The sequence below is a fragment of the Nocardia sp. NPDC056100 genome, from assembly GCF_042266325.1.
Classification (GTDB): Bacteria; Actinomycetota; Actinomycetes; order Mycobacteriales; family Mycobacteriaceae; genus Nocardia.
Genome location: NZ_JBHJVY010000003.1, coordinates 836,893 through 859,121, shown reverse-complemented (window position 1 = coordinate 859,121; position 22,229 = coordinate 836,893). Strand labels below are relative to the sequence as shown.

21 protein-coding genes are annotated in these 22,229 nt (G+C 66.0%); 8 read left to right on the top strand and 13 right to left on the bottom strand.

The window, feature by feature from the left end; translation table 11 throughout:
* Complete coding sequence (locus ACFC0O_RS26060) at positions 1-1,026, top strand: phosphotransferase family protein (protein ID WP_375962136.1); 1,026 nt, start codon at positions 1-3, stop codon at positions 1,024-1,026.
* A gap of 69 nt (positions 1,027-1,095) precedes the next feature.
* On the opposite strand, the gene ACFC0O_RS26055 is transcribed toward ACFC0O_RS26060, so the two are convergent.
* Entirely contained in the window at positions 1,096-2,640 is a 1,545-nt protein-coding gene (locus ACFC0O_RS26055) for an MFS transporter (protein WP_375962134.1), read from the bottom strand.
* A 155-nt stretch (positions 2,641-2,795) separates the two neighbouring features.
* Between ACFC0O_RS26055 and ACFC0O_RS26050 the strand changes: the two genes are divergently transcribed.
* Entirely contained in the window at positions 2,796-3,554 is a 759-nt protein-coding gene (locus ACFC0O_RS26050; RefSeq protein WP_375962131.1) for a TetR/AcrR family transcriptional regulator, read from the top strand.
* On the opposite strand, the gene ACFC0O_RS26045 is transcribed toward ACFC0O_RS26050, so the two are convergent.
* Entirely contained in the window at positions 3,551-4,294 is a 744-nt protein-coding gene (locus ACFC0O_RS26045) for an SDR family oxidoreductase (RefSeq protein ID WP_375962129.1), read from the bottom strand. The two genes, ACFC0O_RS26050 and ACFC0O_RS26045, sit on opposite strands and share 4 nt — an antisense overlap.
* Positions 4,295-4,412: 118 nt before the next feature.
* On the opposite strand from ACFC0O_RS26045, the gene ACFC0O_RS26040 reads away from it, so the two are divergent.
* Positions 4,413-4,979 (top strand): TetR/AcrR family transcriptional regulator, encoded by a 567-nt coding sequence (locus tag ACFC0O_RS26040; RefSeq protein ID WP_375962126.1) that lies wholly within the window; start codon positions 4,413-4,415, stop codon positions 4,977-4,979.
* 72 nt (positions 4,980-5,051) lie between these two features.
* Here ACFC0O_RS26040 and ACFC0O_RS26035 read toward each other — a convergent pair whose 3' ends face one another.
* The 5 genes from ACFC0O_RS26035 to ACFC0O_RS26015 all read right to left on the bottom strand — a co-directional run bounded on the left by ACFC0O_RS26035 (position 5,052) and on the right by ACFC0O_RS26015 (position 11,663).
* Positions 5,052-6,509: a catalase gene (locus tag ACFC0O_RS26035; RefSeq protein ID WP_375962124.1), complete on the bottom strand. Its 1,458-nt coding sequence runs from the start codon at positions 6,507-6,509 to the stop codon at positions 5,052-5,054.
* Between the two features lie 114 nt (positions 6,510-6,623).
* Positions 6,624-7,739, bottom strand: coding sequence for a tetratricopeptide repeat protein (locus ACFC0O_RS26030; RefSeq protein ID WP_375962121.1), 1,116 nt, complete (start codon positions 7,737-7,739; stop codon positions 6,624-6,626).
* The gene (locus ACFC0O_RS26025) at positions 7,732-8,892 is read right to left on the bottom strand and encodes a tetratricopeptide repeat protein (protein WP_375962119.1); all 1,161 of its coding nucleotides are present in this window, start codon (positions 8,890-8,892) and stop codon (positions 7,732-7,734) included. Before ACFC0O_RS26025 ends, ACFC0O_RS26030 begins: the two co-directional genes overlap by 8 nt.
* Complete coding sequence (locus tag ACFC0O_RS26020) at positions 8,885-10,330, bottom strand: tetratricopeptide repeat protein (RefSeq protein WP_375962117.1); 1,446 nt, start codon at positions 10,328-10,330, stop codon at positions 8,885-8,887. The genes ACFC0O_RS26025 and ACFC0O_RS26020 overlap by 8 nt, the downstream gene beginning before the upstream one ends.
* A gap of 31 nt (positions 10,331-10,361) precedes the next feature.
* Positions 10,362-11,663, bottom strand: coding sequence for an ATP-binding protein (locus tag ACFC0O_RS26015; RefSeq protein WP_375962114.1), 1,302 nt, complete (start codon positions 11,661-11,663; stop codon positions 10,362-10,364).
* A 359-nt stretch (positions 11,664-12,022) separates the two neighbouring features.
* Between ACFC0O_RS26015 and ACFC0O_RS26010 the strand changes: the two genes are divergently transcribed.
* Positions 12,023-13,378, top strand: a complete 1,356-nt coding sequence (locus ACFC0O_RS26010) for a serine hydrolase domain-containing protein (protein ID WP_375962112.1) — start codon at positions 12,023-12,025, stop codon at positions 13,376-13,378.
* A gap of 43 nt (positions 13,379-13,421) precedes the next feature.
* On the opposite strand, the gene ACFC0O_RS26005 is transcribed toward ACFC0O_RS26010, so the two are convergent.
* Positions 13,422-14,660, bottom strand: coding sequence for a helix-turn-helix transcriptional regulator (locus ACFC0O_RS26005; RefSeq protein WP_364637416.1), 1,239 nt, complete (start codon positions 14,658-14,660; stop codon positions 13,422-13,424).
* Positions 14,661-14,894: 234 nt separating this feature from the next.
* Between ACFC0O_RS26005 and ACFC0O_RS26000 the strand changes: the two genes are divergently transcribed.
* The gene (locus tag ACFC0O_RS26000; protein WP_364637414.1) at positions 14,895-15,116 is read left to right on the top strand and encodes a hypothetical protein; all 222 of its coding nucleotides are present in this window, start codon (positions 14,895-14,897) and stop codon (positions 15,114-15,116) included.
* A gap of 73 nt (positions 15,117-15,189) precedes the next feature.
* Here ACFC0O_RS26000 and ACFC0O_RS25995 read toward each other — a convergent pair whose 3' ends face one another.
* The 3 genes from ACFC0O_RS25995 to ACFC0O_RS25985 form a co-directional block, all read right to left on the bottom strand.
* The gene (locus ACFC0O_RS25995; RefSeq protein WP_375962109.1) at positions 15,190-16,224 is read right to left on the bottom strand and encodes an aspartate-semialdehyde dehydrogenase; all 1,035 of its coding nucleotides are present in this window, start codon (positions 16,222-16,224) and stop codon (positions 15,190-15,192) included.
* Between the two features lie 2 nt (positions 16,225-16,226).
* A complete protein-coding gene (locus ACFC0O_RS25990; protein ID WP_375962106.1) occupies positions 16,227-17,492 on the bottom strand; it encodes an aspartate kinase in 1,266 nt (421 codons plus the stop codon).
* Positions 17,493-17,580: 88 nt separating this feature from the next.
* Positions 17,581-18,036, bottom strand: a complete 456-nt coding sequence (locus ACFC0O_RS25985; RefSeq protein ID WP_375962103.1) for an SgcJ/EcaC family oxidoreductase — start codon at positions 18,034-18,036, stop codon at positions 17,581-17,583.
* A gap of 85 nt (positions 18,037-18,121) precedes the next feature.
* Here ACFC0O_RS25985 and ACFC0O_RS25980 point away from each other — a divergent pair, with 85 nt between their 5' ends.
* A complete protein-coding gene (locus tag ACFC0O_RS25980; RefSeq protein WP_375962101.1) occupies positions 18,122-18,589 on the top strand; it encodes a MarR family winged helix-turn-helix transcriptional regulator in 468 nt (155 codons plus the stop codon).
* Here ACFC0O_RS25980 and ACFC0O_RS25975 read toward each other — a convergent pair.
* Complete coding sequence (locus ACFC0O_RS25975; protein WP_375962098.1) at positions 18,558-19,142, bottom strand: dihydrofolate reductase family protein; 585 nt, start codon at positions 19,140-19,142, stop codon at positions 18,558-18,560. The two genes, ACFC0O_RS25980 and ACFC0O_RS25975, sit on opposite strands and share 32 nt — an antisense overlap.
* A 305-nt stretch (positions 19,143-19,447) precedes the next feature.
* On the opposite strand from ACFC0O_RS25975, the gene ACFC0O_RS25970 reads away from it, so the two are divergent.
* Together ACFC0O_RS25970 and ACFC0O_RS25965 are read left to right on the top strand one after the other, a co-directional pair.
* A complete protein-coding gene (locus tag ACFC0O_RS25970) occupies positions 19,448-20,008 on the top strand; it encodes an SRPBCC family protein (protein ID WP_375962096.1) in 561 nt (186 codons plus the stop codon).
* A gap of 65 nt (positions 20,009-20,073) precedes the next feature.
* On the top strand, positions 20,074-21,339 hold the full coding sequence (locus ACFC0O_RS25965) for a low temperature requirement protein A (RefSeq protein ID WP_375962093.1): 1,266 nt from the start codon (positions 20,074-20,076) through the stop codon (positions 21,337-21,339).
* Between the two features lie 23 nt (positions 21,340-21,362).
* Here ACFC0O_RS25965 and ACFC0O_RS25960 read toward each other — a convergent pair whose 3' ends face one another.
* A complete protein-coding gene (locus ACFC0O_RS25960; protein WP_375962090.1) occupies positions 21,363-22,145 on the bottom strand; it encodes an ion transporter in 783 nt (260 codons plus the stop codon).
* Between the last annotated feature and the right edge of the window lie 84 nt (positions 22,146-22,229).

The window sequence follows — 22,229 nt, the reverse complement described above, 5'->3', positions numbered from 1 at the left end:
GTGAACGCCATTCGACTACCCGCCGAGCGACTGGCGGCGGCCCTGGAACCGCTGGTGCACCGGAATTTCCCGGTATCCGGCAGTGCCACGGTTCACGATTTCAAGCGCACCGATCGCGGCTTCGCCACCGAGACATATCTTTTCGAAGTCGGGGACGAAAGTGGTTCGCTGCCACTGGTTTTCCGGCGGCCGCCGGAGATGTCGCTGTTCCCGGACTACGATCTGCTGCGGCAGGTGCTGGTCATGCAGCGCTTGGCGGGCACCGGCATTCCGGTGGCGACGCCGATATGGCTGGACCGCGGCGACACCGATCTCGGCAGCCCGTACTTCGTCATGAACCGGCTCGCGGGTGCGGCGCCCAGCGACTATCCCTCCTATCATGCGGCGGGCAACTATTTCGAGGCCACGCCCGAACAGCGCGCCCGCATGTGGTGGGGCTGTGTCGACACCATCGCGGCGATTCACCAATTGGATTGGCGGGCATTGCGACTGGACTTCCTGGCACTGCCCCGGCATGGCACGGAGCCGGTACAGCAGCTGGTCAACTATCTGGATGCCGCCCTCACCTGGGCGACCGGCGGCAGCCGGCCGGAGACGTATCGGCGCGCCATCGCGTACCTGCGGGCCAACCTCTACGAGCCCGAACACGTGGTGCTGAACTGGGGCGATGCCCGCATGTCGAATATCCTGTACGACAGCGACTTCCGGGTCAGCGGCGTTCTCGACTGGGAGATCGCGCATCTCGGCGATCACGAGGTTGATCTGGCCTGGCTGCTGTTCCTGGACTGGGCCAGTTCGACTTTCGAAGGCCACGAACCATTGCCCGGCACCCCGAGCCGGGATGAGACCATCGCCTACTACGAGCAGCGCAGCGGCATGCGGGTGCGCAACCTGGTGTTCAACGAGATCCTGGCGGCCGTGCTGCTGTCGGTTCCGCTGCTGCGCATGGCGAATCGGGTGCAGCTGCCACCGGAGATGGATATCACCGGCTTCTGCACCACCCGAATCGAGCAGTTGCTGTCCTGACGGCGGCTGCTTCACAAAAGAACTCCGCCCCCGGGACTGGCACCGGGGGCGGAGTTCTCGTTTCGACGGCTAGCGGGCGTCGACCAGCTCGTCAGCCACCGGCTCGGTGGGCGAAACACCTTCCGTATTCGCCGCTTTCGCACCTCGCATCAGGAAGAACGCGAGTACGCAGGCGGCCAGGACGCTGACCGCACCGGCGGTGAAGGTGGTCGACATCGCGTTGGTGAAGGCTTCGCGCGCCGCGGCGATGATCACGGCGTCACCGCTGCCGATAGCCGGGGCCAGATTCTCGCGCACCAATTCCGGAGCCGATTCCGGCATGCCGTTGGTGTAGGACTTCGCCAGAATCGCGCCAAGCACAGCCACACCCAGCGCACCACCGGTCTGCTGAATGGTGTCGTTCAGCGCCGAGCCGACACCGGCCTGCTCCGGCGGCACCGCACCCATCAGCGCGCCGATGGCGGCTGGCATGGCCAGACCCGCACCACCGCCGACCAGGGCCATGGCGACCGCGGGCATCCAGAATCCGGAGTCCACGGTCAGCGTGGTCAGCACCCCGGTGCCCGCCGCCAGCACCAGCAGGCCGCCGATGGTGACGGTGCGAACGCCCAGCTTGCCGATCAGCCCCGCGCCGATGGCCTGACATACCAACGCCGCCAACGCCATCGGCGTGAAGGCCACCGCGGTCTTGATCGGCGAGTAGCCGAGCACGAACTGCAGGTACTGGGTGAGCACGAGCAGCAGACCGGCATTGGCGAACACCACCAGCACCAGCGAGAAGCTGGAACCGGTGAAGACCCGATTGCGGAACAGCTGCATGGGCACCATCGGGTGTTCGGCCTTCAGCTCGCGAATGATGAAGGCGGAGAAGCCGATCACGGCCACGATCAGCGACGGCCACACCCCGGAGAAACCCTTGGCCGGGAATTCGATAATGGTCCACACCAGCGCGGTGGTGCCGACGATCGACAGCACCATGCCCGAGAAATCCGGTTTCGTCCACGGCCCCTTGGATTCCGGCATGAGCGCCAGCGCCGCGATGATCGCGACGATCGCGATCGGCACGTTCAACAGGAATACCGAACCCCACCAGAAGTGGTTCAGCAGGACCCCGCCCATCACCGGACCGCCGACCATGCCGACCATGGCCACCGCACTCCACGCGGCGATCGCCTTGGGGCGCTCTTCCTCGTCGAACACGGTGATCAGAATGGACAGCGTGCTCGGCATGATGAGCGCGCCGCCGATACCCATCACCACGCGGCCCGCGATCAGCGTCTCCGGCGAGGTGGCGTACGCAGCCAGCAGCGAGGCCGCCCCGAACAGCGCCAGGCCGATCACCATCACCAGCCTGCGCCCGAACCGGTCGGACAAGCTCCCCGAGGTGAGCAGCAGGCCCGCGAACACCAGGATGTAGGAGTCCAGCACCCACTGGATGTCCTGGGTGGTCGCGCCCAGATCCCGGGACAGCTGCGGGATGGCGACATTGAGCACCATGTTGTCGATCACCAGCACGAGCGAGCTCAGGCAGAGCGCGATCAGGATCAGCCAGCGCTTCGGGTTGCGCTGTGCCGCAGGCGAAGTCACCGCCGCGGCCAAGTCTTTCGCAGTCATTTCATATCCCCTCGAGAACTTTCACCGCACACTGTGCGGCGTTGTCGAACACTGTACGGTCTCCGTACACTGTTCGCAATGCCGAACACCGTACCGGGATTCGAACAGCGTTCTAGCAGCGGATATGCTGACCGGCAGACGAAGGAGAAGTGGCCATGAGCGAGGACGAACAGCAGATTCAGTCGGTGTGGACCCGCCAGCCCGCGCGCGGCCGACGCCGCGATCAGCCCGCACTCAGCCGGGAGCAGATCGTGTCCGAGGCCCTGGCCCTACTCGACTCCGAGGGCACCGAAGCGCTCAGCATGCGCAAGCTCGGGGCCCGGCTGGGCGCGGGGGCAACCTCGCTCTACACCCACGTGGCGAATAAGGACGAGCTGATGGAGCTCGTCACCGATGCCGTCTTCGGTGAACTCACCCCGCCGGTCGCCGGACCGGATGGCTGGCGGCCCGCGATGGTGAGCTTCACCCGGGACCTGCGCGAGATGATGCTGCGCCATCCCTGGCTGTCCACGGTGCTCGGCGAAATGGGCCTGCTCTACCTCGCGCCGAATATGTTGCGGCTCAATGAATCCGTGCTCAGCCTGCTGGAGGATGCGGGCTTCACCCCCGATGACGCCGATACCGCGGTGACGGTGATCTTCTCCTTCGTCATCGGCATGGCATTGAGCGAGGCCGCCGCGCAGGTCACCTTCCGGCGCAGCGGGCTCACCGAGGTCGAATGGTTCCGCAAACTCATGCCCGCCGCGGAAGTGGCGGCGCGGCCGTATCCGACCCTGCACCGCCGCTACCTGAAGTTCGACGAACAGACCCTCGCACCCGATGTGGATATGCATCAGATCCGAAGTAGCGCTTTCGATATCCAGGTCGGCCGCATTCTCGACGGACTCGACCCGGAGCTGCGCAAGGACCGTTAGCGCCCGGTCGGGAGATTTGCCCCACCGGTGACATCCAGGACCACACCGGTGATGAAACCGTTGGTGGCCAGGGCGTGCACCGCTCGCCCCAGTTCCGCCGGATTGCCCACGCGGCCAACGGGAGTGGTGGCGGCCAGGCCGTGGAAGAGGTCGCGGCGCTGCGCCTCCGGGACGCGATCCCACCACGGGGTGTCGATGACGCCCGGGGACACCGCGTTGACGCGGATGGGAGCCAGTTCGACGGCCAGCGGCGGGACCATCGATTGCAGCGCACCGTTGACGGCCGCCAGGCCCGCGGTTCCGGCGAAGGCGGCGCGGGCCGACGCGGCGGTGATGAGGGTGACCGATGCGGTCGGATTCAGGTGCGGCAGTGCGGCTTTCAGGATGCGCACCTGCGGCCAGAACTTCTGCGCGAAGCCCGCTTCGAGATCGTCGAGGTTCAGTTCGGCGAAGGGTCCGCTGCCCGCCGCGCCGCTGACCGCGATGACCAGGTGATCGATCGGGCCGGACTGCGCGAAGAAGGCGTCGATATCGGCCGGGCTGGTCGCGTCCATGCGATAACCGGTGGTCTTGCCGCCGATGCGGGCGACGGCCGCGTCGATCTTGTCCCGGGTGCGTCCGGTGATGACGACCTCGGCCCCCTGCGCGGCGAAGGTGGTGGCGGTGGCCTCGCCGATGCCGGAGCTGCCGCCCATGACGACTACCCGCTGGACGGTGGTGGCCGAATCCGCTGTGGTCATGTCGAATGCCTTTCTGAATGTGGCCCCGTCTACTCTTACGAGACCCACAGTCTCGACAACGCCATTACCGAGACTTTTAGTCTCGACAAAGCGGTGAGTTGGGTCACAGGAGGCAGGCATGGAACGACCGCATACCGGACGACGCCGCAATGAGGCCGCGCACCAGGCGATTCTGGATGCCGCACTGCGGCTGCTCACGGAATCCGAAGGGGCCAAGGTGAATATCGACGCCATCGCCAAGGCGGCGGGCGTCGGCAAACAGACCGTCTACCGCTGGTGGCCATCCAAGGGGGCGCTGCTGTTGGACGCGCTCACCGACCGGTCCGAACAGGATGTCGCGCGCCCGGACACCGGATCGCTGCGCGAGGATCTGCTCCAGCTGATCGAGTCCACTTTCGCCGGGGCACAACGGGTTCCGACCGGACCGGCGCTGCGGACGCTGGTGCGTGAGGCGGCGTGGGACGAGCATCTCGCGGAGTCGCTGCGCACCTTCGCCCTGGAGCGCCGCGAGGTCGCGCGGGAGGTGCTCGCGCGCGGACGCGAACGCGGGGAACTGCGCGCGAACGCGGACCTGGATCTGCTGCTGGACCAGTTCTACGGGCTGTTCTGGTATCGCTTCATCATCGGCCACGCCCCCCTGGACCGCGAAACGGCCGAGGAGCTCACCGATTCACTCCTGCGCTGAACGGACCTCTCGCACCGAAAATGACACCGGGCCCGCACCTTTCGTGGTGCGGGCCCGGTCTCCTGCAAAGCGCTAGCTGTTCAGCCCCGCTCGCACACCCTCTTCGATGCGCTTGCCGATCTCGGTGTCGACGTTCTTCCAGTACTCGAAAACGCGGCTCAGCACCGGCTCCTGAACTCCGGCCAGCACGTGGCCGACCACGTTGGACACCAGGCGATCTCGCTCACCGTCATCGAGCACCTCGCGCACCAGTGTGCCCGGCTGGGTGAAATCGCCGTCCTCGGCATGCTCGATGTAGCCCGCGTGCACCATGGTCGGTTCGAAATCCCAGAGGCCGCCGTCGGGGGCCCGGTCCGGATCGGCGTGCGGGCCGCCGTACGAATTCGGTGCGTACACCGGGGTTTTCGCGTCGTTGTAGCTGTAGCGCATGGCGCCCTCCTTGGAGTAGGAGTTCACCTCCGCCTTGGGCTGGTTCGGCGGCAGCTGCGCGTAGTTGGTGCCGATGCGGTAGCGGTGCGCGTCGGCGTAGGCGAAGACGCGGCCCAGCAGCATCTTGTCCGGTGAGAAGCCGATGCCCGGAACGACATTCGAGGGTTCGAAGGCGGCCTGCTCGATATCGACGAAGTAATTGCCCGGGTTGCGGTTCAGCGTCCACTTGCCGATCTCGATCAGCGGGTAGTCCTTGTGGGACCACACCTTGGTCAGATCGAAGGGGTTGAAGCGGTAGCCCTCGGCGTCCGCGACCGGCATCACCTGCGCGTGCAGTGTCCAGCTGGGGAATTCGCCGCGCTCGATGGCCTCCCACAGATCCTGGCGGTGGAAGTCGGGATCGGTGCCCGCGCGGGTGTCCGCCTCGGCCTGGGTCAGCGACTCCACGCCCTGATCGGTCTTGAAGTGGTACTTCACCCAGAAGCGCTCACCCGCGGCATTGATCCACTGGTAGGTGTGCGAACCGTAGCCGTTCATATGGCGGTACGACTTGGGCACACCGCGATCGCCCATCAGCCAGGTCACCTGGTGTGCGGTCTCCGGGCGCAGGGTCCAGAAGTCCCACTGCATATTGTGATCGCGAAGTCCGTTGCCGGGCAGGCGTTTCTGCGATCGGATGAAGTCCGGGAACTTGATCGGATCCTTGATGAAGAAGACCGGGGTGTTATTGCCGACCAGGTCGTAATTGCCGTCCGGGGTGTAGAACTTCACCGCGAAACCGCGCGGATCGCGCCAGGTATCCGGGGAGCCCTGCTCACCCGCGACGGTGGAGAACCGCACCAGCGATTCGGTGCGCGCACCGGGCTGGAACAGCTTCGCCTTGGTGAAGCGGCTGACGTCGCCGGTCACCACCAGTTCACCGAACGCGCCCGCGCCCTTGGCGTGCACGATGCGCTCGGGCACCCGCTCGCGGTTGAACTGAGCCAGCTTCTCGATCAGATAGTGGTCGTGCAGCAGGATCGGGCCTTGCGTGCCGGCGGTGAGCGATTCGTCGTCGCTCACCACCGGGGTACCGGTATTGGTGGTCGTCGGCTTGGTCATCGAAGCCTCCTCAGGGTGGGGGAAAACTCTGTTTCACCCTGCTCCCTTTTCTGGAGTTAGTCAAGAAAAGCTGGCCGTTTCCTTGAAATAACCTCGCTACCTGCACAGACGAAATCACTGGAACGGGTTCACGCCCGGCGGAACCGTCAGCCGCGGGGTCGGCGGTGTGGTCGGGGCCACCGGCTGCTGATAGGGGTAGCCCGGCCGCGGGATGTTCGATGGCCAATCCCGCAGCAGTTCCGTCGGGAAGGTCGGAAACGGGCGATACGGAAGGGTCGGCGGTGGATACCGCGCCCACGACGGGACGACCGGCTCGGGCGGCGGGGTGTACGTGGTCTTGCTCGAATCGGGTGACACACCCGCGACGAGCGCCCGGAGGATCAGGAAGATCACCACCCCGACCACCCACTTGGTGACGCGTTTGCCGCGGGCCTGCGCCTTGGTCTCATACAGGAACTGCGGTTGCGGAGCACTGGCGTAACGGTTCGCCAGCCGTCGCGTTTCCTCGGCCTGCGCGGCCAGCGCGATCCGCTGATCGTCCTCGTCCAGCCAGTTCAGATGATCGCGCACCGCCGAGCCGTACTCCGGATCCAGCAGCGCGACCCGCCGCAACTGCTCCTTCCCGGCTTCCCGATCACCGCCGTCGATATCGATCAAGGCGAGTTCGTACAGCGCCTCGGCGTTCTCCGGATCAAGCCGCAGTGCCTCCCGGAACTCAACTGCGGCTTGTTCGGTGCGCCCCTTCAGATTTCGGCGCAGAATGAATCCGCGCAACAGATGCACGCTGACATCGTCCGGATCGATCTCCAGCGCGATATCCAGCGTCGCCAAGGCCGCCACCGGATCCCGATCCCGCTTGGTGGAAGCCAGGATTCGCAGATTATCGGTGTTCTCCGGCGCGATCTTCACCGCCTGTTCGGCGGCGACCTGCGCCCGCAACCGATGCTCGGCGACCGCCTCCTCCCCGAGCCCGGCATCCCGAGCCATCCCCAACTCCCCCAGCGCCCGCACCCGCCACGCGAACGTGTTCTCCGGATCCCCCCGCAACGCCAGCGCGCTGTACTCCACCGCCCGCGAATAATCCCGCAACCGCAACACCACATTGGCCATATCGGCCAGCGCCACAACATCTTCCGGCTCCCCCGCCAGCACCTCCCCCAGCGTCTCCCGAGCCGCCTCCAACCGCCCCAGACTCGCCAGCACCCGTGCCCGCTCGATCCGGCTATCCATGCGGCACCAGCACAACCGACGGCGGGGATAACAGGCCCGACTTGATCGCCGGGTCGGTGATCGGGAACAGCGGCCCCGGTCCGGTGGTCCGCACCGGCTGATGATCACTCGCGTCCGGCGAACACCCGCTCACCGCCAATCGGATGAACAGCAGAATCGGCAACAGCAACAACGCCGCTCGCCCCCACCGCCATTTCCGCCGCGGCGCGAGAGCGGTCGTGGTCGCGGGACCGGGGCCGGGGCCGGGGCCGGGGCCGGGGCCGGAAACGGTCGCAGAAGCGGGAACAGGCGCGGGACCGGGAGCGGTCGTGGTCGATCCCGCGGATTGCTCATGGCTCGGGGCGCGCTCATCCACGGCCACGGCCGAAGCGGATACGGCGGCAGCGAGCGCGGGCTCATCGGCCCCGAACTTCGGTGTCGACGCCGCGGTCGAACCTCGCCCCAGCACCAACTCCATCTCGATCTGCCGGACGTACTGCCGGGCCCTTTTGCCGAAACGTGGATCGAGCCGCACCGCCGTCCGGAAGTGGCTGAGCGCCGGTGCGAGGTCGTCACGCTCGTATTCGAGGCATGCCAACTCGAAGGCGGGCCTGGCATCCTCCGGGTCCAATCGCAATGCCTCCCGATAGGCCGCTATGGCCTGATCGCCGAAGGAGGCATCGCGGTGTCGCAACCGGCTCAGGATCTCGGCCCGCACCTCGTGCATGCTCGCGCGTTCGGAATCGATCGCGAGAGCGCGATCCACCGTCGCCAACGCGGCCGCCGGATCCGTCAAGCTCTGCACCTGGGCAAGGACACGCAGGGAGCCGATGCCCTCGGGCTCGAGATCCACCGATCGATGCGCCGCGATCGAAGCGTCACCGTGGTGGCTCCGCTGCGATTCGGAGCCGGGCGGGGCAAATTTCGTGAGCAAGTAGAGCGTGAACGCCCGGTGCTTCCACAGCTCCGCATTCTCCGGTTGCACCCGCAGTCCGGCATCGCAGAACTCCAGCGCGCGCTCCGGCTCGCTGAGACGAAGCGATACGACCGCCATCTCGATGAGCACGGCGCAGTTCTCCGGCTCACCCGCCAGCACCTCCGCGAAAAGCTCCCGCGCATCCACCAACCGCCCCAAATCGGCCAGCACAGCGGCTCTTTCGATCCGGCTATCCATGCGGCACCACCGGCGGTGGGGAGCGCAGGAACGAAACGAACGCCGGATCAGTCGCCGGGTTGTAGGGCGGCACGTATCGGGTGTTCGTCACCGTCGGCGGCTGATGTCCGCTCGAATCGGCCGAACAGCCGCTCGCCACCAACCGGACGAACAGCAGAATCGGAAACAGCAGCAGCGCTGAACCGCCCCACCGGCGCGGCCGGTGCAGGCGGGTGGCGGCGGCCTTCTCCCGGGTGCTTGATGACCCGGATTGCCTGCGCCGCAACGCCGCTCGTTCCAGTTCCCGAGTGCGTGCGGCCGCCGCCGCGATCTCCCGCTCGACCTTGTCGGCCGCCGCCCGTTCGGAGTCGGACTCGATCGCGGCGATCCGCCGCGCCACCGCGTCGGCCCGTGCCGGATCCCATCGGGCGACATCGCGCAGCCGGACGATCGCCGCCCGCCGCCGCCCGCACAGCAGGTCCGTCAACGCCAATTCGTGTGCGGCGGCGGCATTCCGAGGATCCGACAGCAGCATCTCTCGCAGCGCCGCGACCGCCGCGCGGAAGCTCTCGGGGGTGGTCTCCCGCCAGCGGTCGGCATCGAATTGCCGCAGTTCGGCCAGCACCTCGGCATCCCATTCACCGCGCGGGACCGGCGGAAGCGGTTCGGGCGCAGGCTCTTCCGGGGCATCGACGGGGACGATCTGGACGATGGGAGCGGGCGACCCGGACGCGGCGGCCGCGTGCACCTGCTCGAGTTCCTTCCCGATCAGCGCGATATTGGTGCGCGCGGCATCGGCGTAGGCGGGATTCAGGCGCGCCGCCATGCGAAACCGTTCGATCGCCTGCTCGAGGTCACGCCGCTGATATTCGATCACGCCCAGCTCGAAAGCCGCCGAAGCGCTGTCCGGGTTGATCCGGAGCACCTCGTGGAACGCCGCCTCGGCCTGCTCGTTGTAGGCGAGATCGCGCCAGCGCAATTGGCGCAGCACGTACCCGCGCACCAGATGCACTTCGGCGATCTCGGCATTGATCTCCAGCGCCCGGTCCAGCGTCGCCAGGGCGGCGTCCGGATCGATATGCCGCTGCGACACAGCGAGAATGCGCAGGTTATCGATATCGTCCGGGTTCAGCTCCACCGCCCGCTGCGCCGCGCCGAGCGCGTCCGCATTGCGCTTGCGCTGCACCTCCGGATCATCGGCGGCGGCCCGGCCCAACTGCCAGTAGGCCAGCGCGCGAATCCGCCACAGGAAGGGGCTGTCGGGCCACACCCGAAGCCCGGACGCGCTGTAACCGAGCGAACGCTCGAAATCGTCCAGCTGATACATGACATCCGCCAGCGCGGCGAGCGCATGCCCGTTGTCCGGCTCCCCCGCTAGCACCTCGACCAGCATCTCCCGGGCGGACTCCAGCCTGCCCAGGTCGATGAGCACATTGGCCCGCTCTATCCGACTATCCATTGCTCTTCCCCAGCGGTGTTGGTGCGCCGGGTCAGCGGAGCTTCATGCGCTTCATGTAGGTGGCGAGTTCGTCGTAGGCGCCGTCGTTGTTGGCGAATTCGACTACGTTGCGGGCGGATTCGAACCAGGCGTTGGTGCTGGGGCGGATCTGGGTCATGGCCTGGTCGATATCGGACATGCGGATGGGGCGGACGGCTCCGGCGCGCAGGGAGTCGGCCATCGCCAATTGGGTTGCGGAGGTGGCGATGTGGGCCAGGTCCGCGCCGGAGAAGCCGTCGGTGCGCAGGGCTATCGCCTTGAGGTCGATGCCCTCGACGGGGCGGTCCTTCAGGTGGTGGCGCAGGATGGAGACGCGGGCGTCCGGATCGGGCAGGGTCACCAGGATCATGCGATCGAAGCGGCCGGGGCGGCGCAGCGCGACATCGATATCCCAGGGGTGGTTGGTCGCGCCGAGGATGTAGACGCCCTCGTTATCGCCTGTGGCCGAATCCATTTCGGTGAGCAGCTGATTCACCACGGTGCGCAGGCCCGCCGAGCCGGACATCTGGCTGCGCTTGTAGCCGAGCGCGTCGACCTCGTCGATGAACAGCACACAGGGCGCATTGCGGCGCGCCACCTCGAAGATCTGGTGCAGATTGCGTTCGCTCGCGCCCAGGTGGATATCGAGGATGTCGGCGATCTCGATCGGATAGAAATTCGCGCCCAGCTCGCCCGCCACCGCCGAGGCGATGAAGGTCTTACCGCAGCCGGGCGGACCGTACAGCAGCAGCCCGCCGCGCGCACTGGTGCCGAATGCCTTGGCCAGCTCGGGATTTCGCAGCGGGCCGAGCAGCGAGAGCTCCAGCTGCTCCTTCACGTTCTGCATACCGCCCACCTCGGACAGTGACAGCTTGGGCTTCTCGAACAGCCCCACATCACCCTCGTTGACGACCAGCGGTTCACCGTCGTCGTCCACGAACGCCGGTTTGATGATGTCGCCGACCTCGGCTTCGGCGGCGGCCCAGTCGAAACCGTTGCCGCGCGCGGACTTCGGAGCCTCGGACTCCGGCGCGGCAGGCCCCGCGGTCGCGGTTCCGCCGGACACGGCAGCGGGGGCCGCGGCCACCGGAGCCGGGCTCGCGCCGCCCGCGAGCGCGGCCGAACAGCGTTGCAGCAGAGCCATAGCCGTCGCATTCCCGGGATCCTGACCCAGCGCGACCGCGCAGTGCGTGAGCGCGTCCGCGTAGCGCTCACGATCGGCGAGCAGTTCGACCACCCGCAGCCGCAGCGACAGCAGCTCGGGGTTCTGCTCGAGCACGCTCGTCAGTTCGGTGATCACCGGATCGTCGGTCAAGGCTTCCCCCCGGGAAAAAGTTCGGTCTTCGGTGCGAATGCTAAACGGTCCCGGTGACAGTGCGCACCGAATAGTTTGCCGCGCGAACCCGCACGGGCCGCCGGGTAGCGCAGATCACACCGCCGGGGCCGGAATAGATCCCGCCGCGGCCCGGTTGGTCCCCACTGTCGGCGTCGGTAACAGCCCCGGGCCGCACCCTCCGTCGCTACGAGCGACCACCCGCCGAGAGGCGCTTGTTGGGCGTCGACGCTGCTTCGCGGTACAGCCGCGAGCGACGCCGCCAGGACTCCCCCCGCCTGGCGGCGTTTTGCTGTGCGTTTCGGGGTCTGGGACAGTGCCCGCCGGATAACCTGAAACCCATGTTGCGCAAGCGCGGGGGTTGGGCCGGCGCGGTAGCGGTGGCACTGGTGATCTGCGGCGGCGGTTTCGCGCACGCGCAGCCGGCGGAAATGGCTCAGCCGGAAATACAGTGCGAGCAACCGCAGGGCCGGGAATTCGAACGGGCGGCTCCCGAGCAGGCCGGTCTGGACAGCGCGCGGCTGCGGGACGCGTTGAACTTCGCGGCAAGCCGAAATCGATTGAATGTGCAGGTTTTCCGACATAATTGTCTCATCGGTGAGGGGCCGGAAAACGCTCAAACCGGACATATTCCATGGAATGTCTGGAGCGTCACCAAGAGCATTGTCTCGTTGCTCGCCGGAATCGCCTGGGATCAAGGCAAACTCGATATCGACGCGCCCATCGACCGTTATCTCCCGCCCGGCATCGGTGATGCCGAACATCGTTCGATCACCGTGGAGAATCTGCTCACCGAAACATCCGGTCTGCGAATCGGACTCGTCACCGAAGGGCTCACCGGCGTCATTCCGGTCGACCCGTTCAGCGCGGTGCAGGCGCTCGCGGTGCCATTCGACAATCCGCCGGGCACGAAATTCTCCTACAGTCAGCGCAATGTCGACCTGCTCTCCTATGTGATCGAACTGGCCATCGGCGAACCGCTCCAGGAGTTCGCACAACGGGAACTGTTCGGCCCCATCGGTATACAGCGCGGCGACTACTACTGGGCCCGGGACCGCTCCGGGCACACCTACGGCTACGCGCACCTGATGATCCCGCCCGACGATCTGTCCCGGCTGGGCATGCTGACCGCGAACGACGGCCGCTGGCACGACCGCGAGATCGTCTCGCGGGCCTATCTGCACCGCGCCACCACCTCGTCGAGCACCAACAGCTGCTACGGCTACCTGTTCTGGATCGGCCCCGACTGCGCCGAGAACGCCGAATTCCTGCCCGCCGACATGTATTCCATGTCCGGGCTGGGTCTACAGCACGTGTTCATCATCCCCAGCCTGGACCTGATGGTGGTGTGGACCGGGGTGTTCGGCGTGCACACCAACCAGGGCGCGAGCGGAATCCTGCAGTACGGCATGGAGGTTCCGCACGAGTTCTTCCGTGAGCTGTTCGCCGCCTTCCACGACAGCCCGGTACCCGATCCCGGGCAGTTCGTGGAACCGCCGCTGCGCTTCGACGCCTCCAAATACTTCGACACCGATATCGCGCTCGCCGTGTTCGGCCTCGGACCGGACGCCTATCCGGGCTGTAATGTGCTGTCCTGCTTGAATACTCCGCTGGCGCCGCCGTTCAGCGACGCACCGCCGGGCTGTGAGCTGCTGGCATGCGTGGGTCCGGACCCACGCACCCCCGGCATTCACTGAAGGTCCGTTCCGGCATCCGTGGGCCCCCACACCCACGGATGCGTTACGGCGTCACAGCGGCTCGGCCTGCCAGTTCACGCAGATCATCGGCCGGTCGGCGACCCGCGAACTGGAGTAGATCGCGCACCACCTCCCGCGCGCGCGGATCATGGTGCACCAGCTCGGGAGCCAATCGCTCGGCATTGAGCAAGGCCCCCAGCGCATCCTGCGCCTGGCGTCGCTGCGCGTGCGCGCGAGCCACGTCGACCAGGAAACGCGCCTGCCGTTCGGGTGAGAGCACCGAGGCGTCCACCGACGCCGCGGTATCGAGCGCCTCACCCGCATCACCCAATTCGACGGCCACCGCGACCGCGTGCACGGCCACACTGGTCGGACCGAATTCGGTGTCGAAATCATTGCGGCCCTCACCGAGTCGCTGCGCGGCGTTGCGCGCGGCGGCCAAGCCGGTGCGCGCGGCGGTCCGATTGCCATCGGTCGCCGCGATCACCGCCAGCATGAGCTGCAGAGATCCGTAGAGCGACAACACTTCCGGGCGCAACAGCTCGGGATCGGCGACCTGCGGCGCGAGCGCCGCCACCGAGACCCGGGCCGCCTGCTCGGCCTGTTCCAACCGCTGTAGTCGCAGGAAAGCCTGTGCCATGCGGTAGGTTCCGGCCACGACGCTGAGCGCGTCACCGGATTCCTCGGCCGCGGTGAGCGCCCGATCGGCGGCTACCCAGGCCGCGTCCACTTCCTCCTGACGGGTGAATGCGGTGGCGGCCACCTGATAGGCGCGTGACAACAGTGTCAGCACCTCCGGCCGTTTCGCGGAGGTGGTCCGCGCCGCGTGTTCGAGATCCGGAATCAGTTCCAGCAGTGCGCTACCGACCTCGACGAGCCGGGACTCGTGCGCCAACTGCCATGCCAGATCTACTCGTTCCTGTAGCCCCGGCAACTCATCGGCCGACTCGCGATCGGCCTCGTCACCGAGAAGTTGCTCCAGCGCTGGATGTCCGGTGAGCAACAGTCGCAGTTGTTCGAAAACGGCGGATCCGGCTCGATGACCATCGCCACGATCGGCGGCCATCGGTTCGGCCGCCTCGGGTCTCAGGTCTCGCACCGCGACTCCGAGGACGTCGGCCAGTCGCTGGAGTACGGACAGTCTTTCGACCGGCAGTACATCCCGTTCGACTTGCGACACCCAGCTTTCCGAGCGCCTGATTGCCGCGCCCAACTCTTTCTGCGATAGTCCCCGCCGCCGGCGCAACTCCGCTACCCGTGCCCCTAGGGTACTTTCGGCCACCGGGTCAAACTCCTTCTGCCTGATCGGCTTTCCCGGCCGTCACCGCCCGCTTGTTTCGCCGATACCTACCATGCCCTTCTCCTTCCCAGATGGGATCTGCGGACAAGGATTCCACGCCGGGCGAGCTTACGGCGCACAGTATGGAACATGTATTTTTCTTATTGCACCGCAATTTTTCTGTGTTTACCGTTTACTTGGGACCCGTCGCACCAATCCGACAACAAGAGGTGGCACATGACCGCCGCACCGCAAACGCGCGAAGTCCATGTGCGCCTACGCTTTCCGGGTGGCATGGTGCTCGACTACCGAGCCGCCCGCGCAATTGCCGAACGCCTCGCGGCGCACTTGCGTCCGCACAGTATTGAAGTCACCATCGGGACATCGGCAACCACCCCCGATGGTTCCTCGATAGATCGACTTCCACCACTACCCTGTGCGGAACTCTGGACCGACTGAAGAAGGCCAGAATATGAAAAACGGACCGTTCAATCCGTGATGGATCGAACGGCCCGATTTCGGGGCTTTGGACTCAGCGGTCCGCGAGCAGAACTTCGGCGATCTGAATGGTGTTCAGCGCCGCACCCTTACGCAGGTTGTCACCGGAGATGAACAGCGCCAGACCGCGACCGTCCGGGACGCCCGGATCCTGGCGGATGCGGCCGACGAGCGATTCGTCCTTACCGGCAGCGGCCAGCGGGGTGGGGACATCCACCAACTGGACGCCGGGGGCGTTGGCGAGCAGCTTCTTCGCGGTCTCGACCGAGATCGGTTCGGCGAATTCGGCATTGATCGACAGCGAGTGACCGGTGAAGACCGGCACGCGCACGCAGGTGCCGCTGACCAGCAGATCGGGCAGGCCGAGAATCTTGCGAGACTCGTTGCGCAGCTTCTGATCCTCGTCGGTCTCCTCCGAACCGTCGTCGACCAGCGCACCCGCGAGCGGGATCACATCGAAGGCGATCGGGGCCACGTACTTGTTCGGGGCCGGGAAATCCACGGCCGAACCGTCGTGCACCAGCTTCTCGGCATCGTCGATGACCGCGCGCACCTGGGTGGCGAGTTCCTCGACGCCCGCCAGGCCGCTGCCCGACACCGCCTGATAGCTGGAGACGATCAGCCGCTGCAGACCCGCCTGATCGTGCAGCACCTTCAGCACCGGCATGGCGGCCATGGTGGTGCAGTTCGGATTGGCGATGATGCCCTTGACCAGATTGCGGGTCGCCTCCGGATTCACCTCGGAAACCACCAGCGGCACTTCGGGATCCTTGCGCCAGGCCGACGAATTGTCGATGACCGTGACACCGGCCGCCGCGAAGCGCGGGGCCTGCACCCGGGACATGGTGGCCCCGGCGGAGAACAGCGCGATATCCAGACCGGACGGATCGGCGGTCTCGGTGTCCTCGACCACGATGTCCTGCCCGCGGAACGGCAGCGTCTTACCGGCCGAGCGCGCGGACGCGAAGAACCGCACCTCATCGGCCGGGAAGTTGCGCTCCTCCAGCAGCTTTCGCATCACCGCGCCGACCTGACCGGTCGCGCCGACAACACCTACGCGTACGCCCATGACTAGCGCCCCGTTCCGCCGTGCACCACGGCCACTTCATCGCCGCCCAGATCGAAGGCGCGGTGCAGCACCTGCACGGCCTCGTCCAGATCGGTGTCCTTGACCAGCACCGAGATTCGGATCTCGGAGGTGGAGATGAGATCGATATTGATGCCCGCGTCCGCGAGCGATTCGCAGAAGGTGGCGGTCACGCCCGGATGCGACTTCATACCCGCGCCGACCAGCGACACCTTGCCGACGAAATCGTCGTACACGACCTGCGAGAAGCCGATCTCGCCCTGCGCCTTGGTGAGCAGTTCGACCGCGCGCGGGCCGTCCAGCTTGGGCAGGGTGAAGGTGATGTCGGTCTTACCCGTCTCCACCTTCGAGATGTTCTGCAACACCATGTCGATATTGATCTCGGCATCGGCGACGGCCCGGAACACCTTGGCGGCGTAGCCCGGCTTATCCGGAATGCCGACCACGGTCACCTTGGCCTCGCTGCGGTCGTGCGCGACGCCCGTGAGAATTGCCTGCTCCAACGGGATGTCCTCCATCGATCCGGAAATCAGGGTGCCGGTCTTGTCGGTGTACGACGAACGCACATGAACCGGCACGTTGTAGCGGCGCGCGTACTCGACGCAGCGCAGCATCAGAACCTTCGAGCCGCAGGCGGCCATCTCCAGCATTTCCTCATAGGAGACGGTGTCCAGCTTCTGGGCATCGGCGACGATGCGCGGGTCGGCGCTGAAAACGCCGTCCACATCGGTGTAGATCTCGCACACATCGGCATTGAGCGCGGCGGCCAGCGCGACCGCGGTGGTATCGGAACCACCGCGACCGAGCGTGGTCACGTCCTTACTGTCCTGGGACACACCCTGGAAACCCGCGACCAGCACGATGGTGCCCTCGGCGAGCGCGTTCTGCACCCGGCCCGGAGCCACATCGATGATCTTCGCGTTGCCGTGCGTACCGGTCGTGATGACGCCGGCCTGCGAACCGGTGAACGAGCGGGCCTCCGCGCCGAGCGAATGAATGGCCATGGCCACCAGCGCATTGGAGATGCGCTCACCCGAGGTGAGCAACATATCCATTTCGCGGGCGGGCGGCGCGGGCGCCACCTGCTGGGCCAGATCCAATAGTTCGTCGGTCGTATCACCCATCGCGGAGCAGACGACCACGACATCGTGGCCCTGCTTCTTCGTCTCGACGATCCGCTCGGCGACCCTGCGGATGCGCTCGGCGGTGGCGACCGAGGATCCTCCGTACTTCTGGACGACGAGAGCCACTGCGGGAATCCTCCAAGATCGACAAACTGCTGCTACCGACCTGCAAGACTACCGGCCGAGGTCCATCGGTTTTCGTGCTACCTCCCGGCTAGCCGGTCGCCGAACGGTCACGGGCCGAATCCTGGCTTCCCGAAAGAGTATTGAAGAGCCAGCTGTACTTGGTGTTGTGGAAGGCCGCGAAAGCCCACTCCCCTTCGGACCGAACAGCGACGTAGAGATTCACTTTCGTGTTGAAGCGACCGCGCCGCCGCCTGCCCTTCACCACCGCGCCGCGACCGTGCACGACCGCCACATCGGGAGTGAGGAAACGCACGCCGGTGATCTCCCCGTCCAGGCGCGTGCCCTTCAAATACTTGGCGAACACCGGAACATGCGACGCCTCGATGGCCTCGCGCCCCCTGATGCGCTGACCGAACCAGGTCACATAGTCGGCATCAACGGTGAACACGGCGGCGTAGGCGTGCGCGTCCCCCGCCTCCCACGCCCGGTTGGAGCGATCGAAGAGCGAACGGATGGCGGTTTCGTCGGTGAGTTGAGCTGTCATGACATCCCCTGAATCAATCGATATCTGACTGAGTAAATAGTTGATTCAGTAAGATATTGCGCGGGACAGACTATGCTGTCAAGGGATGACGAAAGAACACCGTGAGCTCGCCGCCGCGCTCACCCTCGCCGCCCAGCGCACCGCCACCGACGCCGTCATGGTGCACGGGGCCATCGCCGACAAGCTCGGCCTGCACGTCACCGACCTGCGGTGTCTCAATCTGCTGCGGCTGGACGGGCCCGCCACCGCGGGCGAGCTGGCCCAGCGGACCGGGCTCACCACGGGGGCGATCACGCGGATGATCGATCGGCTGCTCAAGGCCGGGTACGTGCGCCGCGAACACGACGAGCTGGATCGGCGGCGCGTCATCGTCACCGCCATCCCCGAGCGCATCGACGAAATCGCCCCGCACTACGAGGTTTTGGCGCGCGAGTTCGGCAAGGTCATGAACGACTACACCGATGAGCAGATGCGCGTCCTGCTCGATGTGTTCCAGCGGCTGCACGAAACCTCGGTGCACGTCACCGCGCTGCTACGCGATCCAGCCAGGTGACCTGGGCGTCATTCTCGAATGCCTCGCGGCGGGTGACCCGGAAACGGGAGGGGTGGAATGCGCCGTCGAAGAGCCGTACGCCCGCGCCCGCGATGACCGGATAGGTCTTGATGACGAGCTGATCGATCTCGTCGATCAACTCCCCGGCCAACTTTCCGCCACCGCACAGCCACACATCCTTCCCCTCTTCCTTCTTCAACCGCCGGACCAACTCGACCGGGTCGCTGCTCACGATTTCCACGTCCGGGAAATCGGCCTGCGCCAGCGTGCCGGAGATGACGTACTGCTTCAGGTGCGGATAGGGGTTGGCGATGCCGACGGACAGGCCCGGCTCATAGGTGCCGCGACCCATGAGGATGGTGTCGAACTCCCGGTTCGGCTCATCGACCGGCAGGCCCACCGATTCGCGCAGGAAGGCCGGAATGGTCTCGGGGTAGCGCGCACCGATCCAGGCGGTCATGACCTCGTCGACCGGCAGGAAGTCGAACTCACCCTGCGGGCCCGCGATGATGCCGTCGATGGAGGCGCCGACGTAGTAGACAAGATTTCGCATGGTTACCGCCTCGTTCGTTGTACTTCGTTTGTAGTGATTAGGAATGTAGTACTACGGCTGGAGTGGTGTCAACGGGAAAGTTCCGGAAAGTTTCGGCGTCGATTCGCGTGTTATCGACTCGAGTTCATTCTGTGACCTGGGTCACCAATTAGGTAAACGGAACTTACCCACGGGTACGTTCCGATTCCATTGCGCGACAGTGAAATTCATGATTCCGGCGAACCAGACAAGACCGGGCGGTATGCGACACAGTTGACTCGGCGAGCGACGCTGGTCACAATCGGTGCCCAAGCTGGAGGGTAGGAATGCGCACTAAGACTGATCACCGCTTCATCATCGACATCGATCCCGATCAGGTGATGGAGGCGTTGCTCATGGTCGAGCAACTTCCCGACTGGTCCCCCTCGTATCAGGACGTCCGGGTCGCCACCCGCGACAAATTGGGCCGCCCCAAGCGGGCGTACGTCTCGGCCACCCTCATGGGCCGCCCCGATCGCCAGGTCGTCGAGTACACCTGCAGTGAGAACCGGGTCGCCTGGAAGGTCTCCGAATCCAGCGCCGGCGCGGGCGGCCAGGGCTGGTTCGATCTCGCCGAAACCGAGGACGGCGGGACCGAGGTCTGGTACCACACCGAGCTCTACCTGCCGATTCCCGCACCGGGCATGTTCCTCAAGCGCACCGCCCGCCGCGAGGGCGAGACCACCATCGAGAACTTCATCTCGTTCGTCGAATCCGTCACCGGCATCGAGGGACTCGGCGAGGTGGAGGAAGCACCCTACGTGGAACAGGCCGGGTACGAACCCACGAGCTATTCCCAGCCGCTGCACTACGGCGGCCGCCTCGAACCGGGCTTCGGCACCGCGTGACGCCGATGGTGAACACGCGTCACTGACACTGCCCTTCGGGCCGCGAACCCGGCACTATGTCCAACATGCCCGGTGCGCAACGAAAGCGAATAATGCCGGTGGCGCGAGACGCCTCCGTCACCCAGCTGGAACTCTTCTTCGACCTGGTGATCGTGTTCGCGTTCACCATGGTCACCGATCTGGCCGCCCACGAGACCACCGCGATCAATCTGCTGCGCGCGCTGGTCATCCTCATGCTGCTGTGGTGGATGTGGATCGGCTACTCCTGGCTCGGCAATGTGGTCAAGGCCGATGAGGGCATCGCGCGGGTGGCCATGTTCGTGGCCATGGGCGCGGCGTTCGTCATCGCGCTCACCATTCCCGAAGCCTTCCACGACCTTCCGGGCGGCTGGTACGGGCCGCTGGTCTTCGTCATCGCGTATCTCGTCGCGCGCCTGGTGCACCTGTCGGTGTTCTGGATGGCCAGCGCCGATGACGAGAAGCTGCGCGGACAGGTCATTCGCTGGGCCTTCGGCTCACTCACCATCGCCGCGGTGCTGCTGCTGCTCGGCGTGCGCAGTCACGGCGACTGGCAGATCCTGCTCTGGCTGGCCGCGCTCGCCGGGGAAATGCTGTGGACCGGATTCTCCGGCAATGACTGGGTGGTCAACTCCGCCAAGCATTTCGCCGAACGGTACGGGCTGATCATCATCATCGCGCTCGGCGAATCCATCGTCTCGATCGGCGTCGGCGTGGCCGGACTGCCGATCTCCTGGGCCATTACGCTCGGCTCACTGCTCGGACTCGCGGTCGCCGGGCTCATGTGGTGGGCGTACTTCGATGTCGCGGCGCTGATGGTCGAGCACGAACTGGAGCACTCCACCGGTGAGCGGCGCATTCAGATCGCGCGCGGCTGCTACACCTACTGGCACTTCCCGATGATCGCCGGAATCGTGGCCATGTCACTGGGATTGAAGAAGGTGCTCGGCTATGTGGGCGGGGCGCAAGGGCATTCGCTCGAGGACAAGCTCTACGGCATTCCGCTGTATGCCCTTTACGGGGGCGCAGTGGCCTATCTGCTGGCGTTGGTGGGTTTCCGGTACTACGCGACACACAAACTGCTCATACCGCGCGTGGTGGCCGCCGTGGCCCTGCTGGCGCTGATCCCGCTCGCCACCACCCTGCCCGCGCTCGGTTCACTGGCACTGCTGTGCGCGGTGCTGCTGGCGCTGATCGCCTGGGAGACCGTGCGTTACGCGAATCCGCGCGATCGCATCCGGCACGGCGGCGACGAGCTCCGGCACGGTGGCGAGCTCCGGCACGGCGGCGGCGAGGCCGCACAGCACGGGTGACGTTGTCGCCGCGCAGGTGAGAACTATTGCTGGAGACGGTGATTCACCGACTCCGGCACCCGCACCCCGGACCGCACCGCCGTCCGCATCTGATCGATGTTCTCGCGCAGCACATCCGCCACCAGCTCATCGGTGCGCGGATCGGCGAGCACCTGGAACACCAGGCGGAAACTGGCATCGGCGATACCGCGAATGATGTCCTCGTGGAACGGGAGATAGCGCACCCGGCCCAATTGCGGATCCTGGCGGATGAGCTCGAGCATCATCTGATCGAGCTCACCCCGGTTCTCCTCCAGCGCGTTCGCGATATTGCGGGCGTAGTGGCCGGTGCGCAGCACCTCGCCGACCTCATCGATGACGGCCATGGTGACCGGGCGCTTCACCGCCTCGACGATGACGCCGACCGAGCGATTCACCACGGCGGCGGTGACGCGTTCACCGAGCGCGCGATCGGCCACCCGGCCGACGCGGACCGCGATCACCACGATCCGCAGCAGCCGGAAACCGCGGAAGAACGGGCTGGTCACCGGGATCATGCCCAGTACCTCGTACCAGTAGATGAACGGGAACGTCCAGCTCCACGCCTCCCGCCGCCAGCGCCACAGAAATTCGGCCAGGAAGATCGCGCAGATGCTGTAGTCGACGATCCGAATCGCGTGATAGGTGTGCCCGGAGACCGGGAAGAACGTCACCCAGACCACCAGCGCCACCGACACCACGGCCAGTGCGAGCATGAACAGATCCGTCCACAGGGCGGGTGGCTTCGGCGGGAATTTCTCCGCCTCCGGTGCGCCGATTTCGCTCACGCCGACCCCTTCCTCACTGAACGGTCTGGCGCCAGCGTAATTGCCCCGGCCGGATCGGTCCGAAACGCGTGACTCGGGCTGCGT